This window comes from Brevibacillus sp. AY1 (genome assembly GCF_029870785.1).
Taxonomy (GTDB): Bacteria; Bacillota; Bacilli; order Brevibacillales; family Brevibacillaceae; genus Brevibacillus; species Brevibacillus invocatus.
Window position 1 is genome coordinate 36,116 of sequence record NZ_JAFLPN010000030.1, and the last position, 8,799, is coordinate 44,914.

Annotated in this window: 13 protein-coding genes; 6 read left to right on the forward strand and 7 right to left on the reverse strand. The window is 48.1% G+C overall.

Going from position 1 to position 8,799, the window contains the following annotated elements; genetic code table 11:
- Positions 1-19 precede the first annotated feature (19 nt).
- Positions 20-343 (reverse strand): ArsR/SmtB family transcription factor, encoded by a 324-nt coding sequence (locus JZI27_RS19230; protein WP_122909423.1) that lies wholly within the window; start codon positions 341-343, stop codon positions 20-22.
- A gap of 142 nt (positions 344-485) precedes the next feature.
- On the opposite strand from JZI27_RS19230, the gene JZI27_RS19235 reads away from it, so the two are divergent.
- Genes JZI27_RS19235 through JZI27_RS19250 form a run of 4 tightly spaced genes read left to right on the forward strand, consistent with a single transcriptional unit; the run spans position 486 to position 2,540 of the window.
- Positions 486-935, forward strand: coding sequence for a MarR family winged helix-turn-helix transcriptional regulator (locus JZI27_RS19235; RefSeq protein WP_122909424.1), 450 nt, complete (start codon positions 486-488; stop codon positions 933-935).
- Between the two features lie 52 nt (positions 936-987).
- Complete coding sequence (locus JZI27_RS19240) at positions 988-1,854, forward strand: permease (RefSeq protein WP_251244213.1); 867 nt, start codon at positions 988-990, stop codon at positions 1,852-1,854.
- Positions 1,855-1,868: 14 nt separating this feature from the next.
- Positions 1,869-2,006: a hypothetical protein gene (locus tag JZI27_RS19245; RefSeq protein WP_251244214.1), complete on the forward strand. Its 138-nt coding sequence runs from the start codon at positions 1,869-1,871 to the stop codon at positions 2,004-2,006.
- 18 nt (positions 2,007-2,024) lie between these two features.
- Entirely contained in the window at positions 2,025-2,540 is a 516-nt protein-coding gene (locus JZI27_RS19250; RefSeq protein WP_251244215.1) for an arsinothricin resistance N-acetyltransferase ArsN1 family A, read from the forward strand.
- Positions 2,541-2,604: 64 nt separating this feature from the next.
- Here the strand turns inward: JZI27_RS19250 and JZI27_RS19255 are convergent, their stop codons facing one another.
- From JZI27_RS19255 to JZI27_RS19265, 3 genes are read right to left on the reverse strand one after another with little or no spacing between them, the layout of a single operon-like run.
- On the reverse strand, positions 2,605-4,011 hold the full coding sequence (locus JZI27_RS19255) for an amino acid permease (RefSeq protein WP_280208748.1): 1,407 nt from the start codon (positions 4,009-4,011) through the stop codon (positions 2,605-2,607).
- Between the two features lie 46 nt (positions 4,012-4,057).
- The gene (locus JZI27_RS19260; protein ID WP_251244216.1) at positions 4,058-4,693 is read right to left on the reverse strand and encodes a YitT family protein; all 636 of its coding nucleotides are present in this window, start codon (positions 4,691-4,693) and stop codon (positions 4,058-4,060) included.
- A 10-nt stretch (positions 4,694-4,703) separates the two neighbouring features.
- On the reverse strand, positions 4,704-5,840 hold the full coding sequence (locus JZI27_RS19265) for an aminotransferase class V-fold PLP-dependent enzyme (protein WP_245996894.1): 1,137 nt from the start codon (positions 5,838-5,840) through the stop codon (positions 4,704-4,706).
- Positions 5,841-5,928: 88 nt separating this feature from the next.
- On the opposite strand from JZI27_RS19265, the gene JZI27_RS19270 reads away from it, so the two are divergent.
- A complete protein-coding gene (locus JZI27_RS19270) occupies positions 5,929-6,585 on the forward strand; it encodes a Crp/Fnr family transcriptional regulator (protein WP_251244217.1) in 657 nt (218 codons plus the stop codon).
- Positions 6,586-6,711: 126 nt separating this feature from the next.
- Here the strand turns inward: JZI27_RS19270 and JZI27_RS19275 are convergent, their stop codons facing one another.
- The gene (locus tag JZI27_RS19275) at positions 6,712-7,347 is read right to left on the reverse strand and encodes an MFS transporter (RefSeq protein WP_280208758.1); all 636 of its coding nucleotides are present in this window, start codon (positions 7,345-7,347) and stop codon (positions 6,712-6,714) included.
- Complete coding sequence (locus tag JZI27_RS19280) at positions 7,241-7,714, reverse strand: MFS transporter (RefSeq protein WP_280208751.1); 474 nt, start codon at positions 7,712-7,714, stop codon at positions 7,241-7,243. Before JZI27_RS19280 ends, JZI27_RS19275 begins: the two co-directional genes overlap by 107 nt.
- Between JZI27_RS19280 and JZI27_RS19285 the strand changes: the two genes are divergently transcribed.
- Positions 7,651-7,905: a LysR substrate-binding domain-containing protein gene (locus tag JZI27_RS19285; RefSeq protein ID WP_280208753.1), complete on the forward strand. Its 255-nt coding sequence runs from the start codon at positions 7,651-7,653 to the stop codon at positions 7,903-7,905. The genes JZI27_RS19280 and JZI27_RS19285 overlap by 64 nt on opposite strands.
- A gap of 73 nt (positions 7,906-7,978) precedes the next feature.
- On the opposite strand, the gene JZI27_RS19290 is transcribed toward JZI27_RS19285, so the two are convergent.
- Entirely contained in the window at positions 7,979-8,641 is a 663-nt protein-coding gene (locus JZI27_RS19290; RefSeq protein WP_280208755.1) for a YczE/YyaS/YitT family protein, read from the reverse strand.
- Positions 8,642-8,799 lie beyond the last annotated feature (158 nt).

The following is an 8,799-nucleotide window of genomic DNA, read 5'->3' on the forward strand; positions in this document are numbered from 1 at the left end:
ATCTCTCCCAACTCTGTCTCTATTCACAGGTGACCAGGAGCCCCTGTTCAGCAAGCCTTTCAAATTCTGCGGAGTAATCAGGCAGATTCCCCAAGGCAAATCGAACCTGTTCCAAACGCTCATGATTCAAGGCGTAAAAAACCCACTGCCCCCTCCTCGTTTCCACCACAAGTCCCGCACTTTTTAAGCGACTCATATGCTTCGATACGGCTGGCTGTGAAATCCCGAAAATCGGGACCAGTTCACAAATACAGCAGTTGCGATGGCTCAACAAACCCACGATCTTCAGCCTGGTAGGATCAGCCAATGCCTTTAGAATGGTCACCAACTGATTGGAATCCATCTCGATGTCAATCCCTCCTTTCTCTTTTACTTCACAACCTAATAGTACTATAACTATATAGTTATTTAAATAAAAAATACAAAAAAACAAGTTGCAAAATGCAATCAAATGGCATATTGTGATGTTGAGGTGAATGAAAAGTATGGATGATCTACGCCAATTGTTTCAAGTGATGACACGCCGCTTCGGCTTTCTCAATAAAAACTGCTGTACGGCTGGGGGATGCGACATATCCCTGGTACAAAGCCATATTCTTTATGAAATCTCTCGCCAACGCCGTCCCTCCATGCAGCAAGTCGCCGAAACATTAGGTACGGATATCACTACATTTAGCCGTCAAATTCAATCCCTGATCAAAATGAATCTCGTGAAAAAAACGCCTGACCCGGAAGATCGCCGCGTATCCTTGCTATCGCTCACTCCGGAGGGAAACTATGTCACCGAGACGATCGATCAGCAGATGAAGCTGTATCTGGAAGAAGTGTTCTCGCACATGAACGCATTCGAAAAAGAAACGGTGATTCGCTCCATTCAATTGTTAAACGAGAGCATGGCGAAATCAGGAAAATGCTGCACTACTCCACTGGGGTAGTCTTCTATTTGATAAATACTTGCATTTTACAACCAAAAGGGGGGATCCATATATGTTCATCACATGGCTTCAATCGTTTTTGTCCATCGCCTTTGAATTAACGATCTTGTTTATTGGCATTTCCTTTCTCATCAGCTTGCTTCAAGGCTTGATTCCCTATGAAAAAATAAATCGCTACCTGTCCGGTAACAACACCGTCCTTGGAGTCTTGGCTGCACTCCTGTTTGCTTTCATCACACCCTTTTGCTCCTGCTCCACCATTCCTGTAGTGGTCAATCTGTTGAATAAAAAGGTGCGCTTCGGTATCGTCATGGTCTTTCTATTCTCATCACCGGTTCTGGACCCGACGATTATCACGCTGATGGGAGCTTTGCTCGGGATAAAAGTAGCTGTCGCTTACACTGTTATCACGTCGATCCTATCTGTCGCAATTGGTCTGACACTGGAAAAGCTGGGCTTTGAAAAAGCGGTCAAACAAGTGGTGATGACCGGGTACGAAGAAAAGACACAGCGATTCAGCTGGACGACTGCATGGGCGGAAACCCTCAGCATGATGAAGACTGTTTACCCGTACCTGATCATCGGAGCTGCGATCGGTTCTGTGATTCACGGTGTCGTTCCCGCTGACTGGATTTCGTCCGTGCTGGGTGGTGAGCAATGGTGGCTGGTTCCCATAGCTGCAGTGATCGGCATTCCCTTGTACATCCGGCTTTCCATGATGATCCCCATGTCGCAAATCCTGCTCGCCAAAGGAATGGCACTCGCTCCTGTCATGGCCTTGATGATTAGTTCCGCTGGAGCGAGCCTGCCTGAGATTGCATTGCTCGGCGCGATTTTCCAGAGACGACTGGTGGTGGCCTTTATCGTGTCTGTTCTGATCATGGCTACACTATCTGGCTACCTGTTTTATTTCTTGTAAAGGAGGTGAAAACAATGACAATCTGGAACCATCTAATGGGCAAGAAGCAAGACGCATGCTGTGACATCAAGATCGAAGAAGTCCAAAGCGAAGAAAGCGCATGCTGCGAAGAGTCGGAGCAAAACAACTGCTGTGAAAAGAACGAAATGTAGGCATTTGGAGGGAAGGTCATGCAGGAAATACGCATCCGTCACGCAGAGGCTCGTGATTTGGAACAAATTCTGCTCATCTACAACCAAGGTATCGAAGATCGCATCGCTACCCTGGAGCTGGATCAAAAAGACATGGTCTATATGACGAGCTGGTTTGGCGAGCATCAGGGGAGGTATTCGGTGCTGGTGGCTGAAATGGCTGATGTTGTGGTCGGCTGGGCTTCATTAAACCGCTATTCTCATCGCTGTGCGTACGACGGTGTAGCTGACCTTTCCATTTACGTGGAGCGCAGCTTCCGAGGTCATGGTGTCGGCCAGCATCTTCTGGAGCAGTTAGAAAAGAAAGCACATAGCCAAAGCTTTCACAAGATCGTTTTGTTTACCTTCGCCAAGAACCAGCTCGGGCAAGCCCTTTATCGAAAAAGAGGGTTTCGGGAAATTGGTATCTTTGAAAAGCAAGGAATACTCGACGGTCAGTACGTTGATGTCATGGCGATGGAAAAGGTGCTGCCCGAATCCCTCCACACCCAGTAATGGAATAAAAAGCCCTATGATTCATCGTGTCGGTAAACCCACACCATCATCATAGGGCTACTTTTTACATGGTTTTCCCTGACTCGTCCTTATTGAGCTGACCCAGCCTTTTCTTGTACTTGGCATAGTAGAGCAAAGTGAGAAACAGCAGCCAAGGAACCCCTATAATCCACGATATATTCCAAAACTCCGTGTCTAAACCCATCGTGATGAGGATCGCAGCAATCAGCGCAATCCCGATGATTTGCAGGATCGGGAACAGCGGAGCGCGTACCGGAAGCTTTTCTCCACCGCTCAGCTCCCATTGCTTGCGGAATCTCAAGTGAGACAATAGCGTCAACAGCCAGACGTACAAGGCACCGAAAAGTGCGATACCAAACAGGTAGTTGTAGGCCAATGGGCTGATTTTGGAGATGAGCGCCGCTATAGCTACCCCTAGACTGGAGAGCAGGAGTGCGTTGATCGGCGTTCCGTTTTTGGACAGCCTGCCCAATGTATCAGGCGCGTACTGACTGCGAGAAAGAGAGAAGATCATCCGTGATGTCAAATACAGGTTGGTGTTCATACTGGATAGTGCTGCCGTCATGACGACAAAATTCATGATGCCGGCTGCAGCTGTAATGCCGACATGATCAAAGACAAGAACAAACGGACTTTGCGCGATTTCCTTCGCCCCTGCTTGAATCCATGGTACCACCGCAATCATAATGCTCATCGCAAGGAAGTAGAACACGATCAAGCGGAAAACCATCGTCCTCATGGCTCTCGGTACGGCCGAACGAGGATCTTTCGCCTCACCCGCTGTCACGGCAATCACCTCGACCCCGACGAAACTGAAAATGGCCATCAGTACAGCCATCCAGACCCCGCCAAAACCATGCGGCATGAACCCTTCATGCTTTGTAAAATTTTCAAAACCTACGGCTGGTGTACCAATTCCAAAGACAACGGCGATACCAAAAATAATGAACGCAATAATTGCAACCACTTTAATCATGGCAAACCAATACTCAAAGCTGCCGAAATTTTCAACAGAACGAGAGTTGACGTAGATCAGTGCGGCACCAAAACCAAGTGTCCAGATCCAGACGGGGATATCGGGAAACCAATAGGTCATATAAATCCCTACGGCGACTGCCTCTCCTCCGACAGCTATTACTTGTGCAGCCCAGTATGTCCAACGAGAAGTAAAGCCTGCCCAGCCACCGAGGTATTTTTCCGCGTAGACGCCAAACGAACCTGCTGTCGGATGCGCAACTGCCATTTCGGACAGACTGAACATCATGATGACCGCGATGAATGCTGCGATGACATAGCTGAGAATGACGGCAGGTCCCGCGTAACTGATCGCGATAGCACTTCCCATGAACAATCCTGTTCCTATCGCCCCACCCAAGCCAATCATTGTCAGCTGGCCTTTGGTAAGTCCTCTGTGCAGACCTGATTCACGTTCCATAAAGTTGTCTTTCAACCTGGTAACCCCCTTTGTTCGTTCCTAATTCCCAATATTTTGACTATTACGAGGTCACTTCTGCCTTTTCTCCGTAATCACCGCCTTTCCCTGACCACTTGGCGTAACAGACATCGATCGTTTTTCCCGCTATGAGGAGCGAGAGCAACGTATAGATGGAATGTAAAACATCTGTCGTCATCCACGAAGCGATGACAATCAGACTATTGATCGCAATCATGCCGCGTCCAATTGTAAAAGTCGGCCACACTTTATGAATCACAACACTGGCTATATCTACCCCGCCTGTCGTTCCTCCGCCCAGTAGAACAAGCGCAATTCCTACACCGCTGATAGCCCCGCCGAGTAAAGTTCCCGCAATCGGCTGATGCCAGCCAGGCAAGAACTCAAACAGGGACAGGAATAGCGACAGGCTGACCATGCCTCCCAGGCTTCGAATGACGAATTGTCTTCCCACGAACCGATAACCTAACAAAAACAACGGAATATTGAGCAAGAAGTAAATCAGTCCCAAAGAGAGAGGAAGAAGATAGCCAATCAGGATGGCTACCCCTCCCAACCCTGGGGTCATGATGTCATTGGGCTTCAGAAACAGATAGTAGGTAGAAGCCACAATCGCGGTCCCTATAAAGATCAAGCCCCATTCCAGCATTATCTTCTTTTTACGATTGGCCCCGCTCATCCAAATCCTCCTACAGTCTGACTGTCAGCTCAGCCAAAGCGTCAATCGCTGTCATCACTTCTTGCTCGGTATTGTAAAAATGGGGAGCGATGCGAATCACATCATTGCGGGCCGAAACGATGATTCCTCTTTCTCTCAAGAGAATCTCGGCTTTTGATGCTTCCGGAACATAGATAGCCGTATTGGATGCTTTCTGACTCCGATCATGGGGACTGACTACGGTGAGCCCTTTTTCCCCTGCGTATTGGACCGCTTTTTCAGACAGCTCTCCCAGATAGCTCTCGATTTTTTCGACTCCAATCTCATTGAGCAAGCGCAGTGCAGCATGAGCCGCATAACCATTGATCATCGGAGGAGTCCCCGTTTCAAAGCGACGCGCTCCTTGTGCGTAATCCAGGCATTTGATATCGAAGGCAAAAGGATTGGTACGGCCGAACCATCCAGTGACTGCAGGCTCCAGCTTCTCTGCTACTTCCTTTTTCACATACAGGAAGGCGATACCCGGAATGCCCAGCAAGTATTTTTGTGTCCCTGCCGCGAGAAAATCAATGTTTGCCGCCTTTACATCGATGTCTACACTTCCAGCCGACTGATAGGCGTCTACAAACAGGTAAGAGCCTTTTTCATGAACGATGGAGGCGATTTTTTGCAGATCCTGCTTAAATCCGTTGTAATACGAAACATGGGGAACGGAGGTAATCAGGGTCTGTTCACCGACGGCTTGGTTATAGTACGCTAACGGTATCATCTGATCCTGTGATGGAATAAATCGGACCTGTGCGCCTTTCCTTTCTTGGGCCTGCCACACGTGACCGATACTCGGAAAATCCATCTCCGTTGTGACGATCTGATTTCTTTGACCAGTGAAATCCAGGGCGCTCGCTACAGATGATGCGCTATCCGATACGGATGACAGAACCGCGATCTCTTCAGGTGAGGCGTTGATCAGCTTGGCAAACTGCTGCTTCGCTGCCTCTACTTCTTCCATCCAGCGCATCCAGTCCATCCCTGTGTATCGCAGCGTGTCCAAATAGGAATGAATCGCTTCCTCGACCTGTCGACTCAGTGCGCTTTGGGAGCAGCTGGACAGCATGATCTGTTCATTCAAAATCGGAAAATACGCTCGTTCTTTTGCAAATGGAAACACATTGATAACCCTCTTTCCTCACTGTTCATTTTGGTATGGAGTGATACAGACTATGATTTTGACTATTGATACCAAGAGTTCACCTTGGATGGAGAATCTCCCGTACGATTGGCAGGACGTTGCCCCTCTCGGACAAACCATCCTGCTGAAGAAGCATGAAATCATCTTTCATCAGGACGAACCTGCAGGGCACATCTATGTGGTCATGAGTGGGCGTATCCGCATGTTCTTCACCTCGCCTTCCGGAGACGAGAAAACGATTGCGATCGTAGGCAAAAATGGCTTGCTTGGTGAAAGCTGTCTTTTTGATCACCCGACCTACAACCACGCAGTCATCACGGCCAGCAAGGCTGCTCTCATCAAAATTCCGAAAGAGCGATTCCGGGAAGCCTGGAACCAAAACACAATGCTCGCTCATCAGGCGCTGCGTTTTATCGACCTGAAAAATCACGTACTGATCTCCCATAGCATGCAGCTGAGTTTCTACTCCGCCACGCAGCGGATCTGTTACACGTTATTGCAGCTCGGCAGCACGTATGGGAAAGTCTCGGATGGAAAGCGCGTCATCACCGTGAAATTTACACACCAGGAGCTCGCCAACGTAGTCGGTACCTCGCGTGTGACGGTAGCCAATACGATGAAAGAATTGGAGCGTCAGCAGTTCCTGTCCAAAGAAAACGGGATGTACGTCATCGAAAAGGAGTCAGAATGGTACTCGTCCGTCTTGGTCAACATGCTGCTGTAGTACTCACGATACAAGAAGAGCAGCAGGACATTCAGTAAAGCATTTTACAGCTGCAATTATTTTTATACATTTCTGATAATTATAAAAACCGGTTGCCTCAAACAACCGGTCATACGAACCAACTCTTCACCCTTTATGAATATTTGTCACGGTTTCCTTGCTAAAGAAATACCGGAATATCACCAGAATCAAAGCCGTCATAACAATCAGCGCTAGGTAGATATTGCTGAAAACCGCCGCGTTTGCGTAAGGATTCCACGGAATCCAATACGTCGCAGCACCGTAATCGACAGCTTTGCTGTAAATGCCTGTTGAAACGGCACCAGATAGGAAACCGACCATCGAAAACAGGCCCATTCCTACCCCCGTTTGTTCCTTTGAGAGCGTTCGGGATATCGCATTGGACATCGAGATTTGTATGAACAGTTGACCCACGGTTCCAAAGATCAATAAGAGCGCAACGAATACAGGCGCTATCCCCACAAAGACCGAAAGCAGCAGGAAACTGATCAGGTACAAGACCCCACCCAGATGAAAGAGTTGGGAGTTGCCCTTTTGATCCGCCAGCTTGCCTGCGCTTCTAGCCAACAAGGCAGATACCACTGCAGCAGGTACCATCGCGAAGCCGATCCATCCCGCTTCCAATTGATTGACTTCAGCCAAAAGCTGCGGCGTCAAAAATGGAAGTGAAAAGCCCATCCCCATTACCAATACGCATAATTCCAATCCGGCCGCATAGCGTTTGTTTTTCAATAGAGTCACTGGAACAAAAGGAGCGACTGTCACTGCGAGCAGCCCTCCGCCAAGCCACGATACGCGTCCGATCCCCTTGATGATCGTCCAAATGTTTGCGGAAGTACGGCAGGATAAACACGATGAATAACGGAATGCAGAACAGCCATCGCCAATGCACGACACTTACGACCAATGCCGCAATAACCGGACCAAGCGCGCCACCGACTGCCAATCCTGTAGCGGAAATTCCGAGCGCACGACCGCGTGTCTCTGGAGGAAAGCCTCGCCCTCCCTCCTGGGCATCGTTTTGCTGGGCGACAAAGCATTTCATTGCACGAGATAGCGGATGAACCTTTTGTCGAGTATAAGACGGGCCATCCCTTGCGGAAAACAAATGCCGACATCCTGGGAAGAGCGGGCATACAACCCAATATTGTTTGTGAGGTAGAAGAGCCTGCTGCCATGATGAGTCTCGTTCAAGCCTGGTTGGAAAAACGGTATCTTTCATTGGCTGCTCGCAAGTTTCAAAGCTTTTTGGTGGAGTATTTTGCGGAAAATAATGAACGCGAACTCGGAGCGATTTAACGAAGAAACAGAAAGAGCCATCAACCCAAACATATGCCTGGTTGATGGCTCTTTCAATACGTATAAGGATGGCTCAAGCTGCTTTTTCCAGCTTGTTTTTATACACGATTTTATTCCCAATCCGGCTGATCAGCTTCACCAAGAAGCCTACCAGAAAGGCGGAAATAATAGTCCCTTCACCCAGACCTTCGACTGACCCAAAAGCAACAAACGAAATCATCAAAGCGACCAGCACCAGGGTTCCATCAAACATCATTTTGACATTGCCAAACTCTTTCCCCACTTTATCGGCGATGACCTTTACCACACCTTCACCCGGGTTCAAAATCGTATTCGCCGCAATTTGCAGGTAGATCCCCAGTGCAAGAAGAATGCAACCGATCACCAACTCGACGATTTTGACGAAATACAAGGAAGGATCCAAGAACGAGAAGATCGCCATTCCCAAGTCAATAAAAACGCCAAAGATCGGTCCCACTAGCAACTGCAGATATTGCTTCTTGGGAAATTTTTTGCCCACAATCATCAGTTCGATGAAAAAGAACAAGGTACATAACAGAAAAATAAGCGTTCCCATCGAAATGGGAAACGTCATGCTCAACACGTACGGTACACTGGAAATCGGCGACGTCCCGAGGTTTGATTTCGTCACCAGCGCGATTCCAAGTCCCATAAAAAAAAGACCTGCCAGAAACACGATATATTGTCGAATTCGTTGCGGATTTTGAGTCTTCATTCGAGACATCTCTCCTTCCCTTTATTGTGAATATTGGAAATTCTGGATCTAAACCTTCAGATCATGAAAATTTGTCTTTTTTGCCAATTAGAAAACTTGGCTACGCCAAGCTTTTGGCGGAGCCTTAGTTGCACTTATACTATCTTCCGCTAATCTTT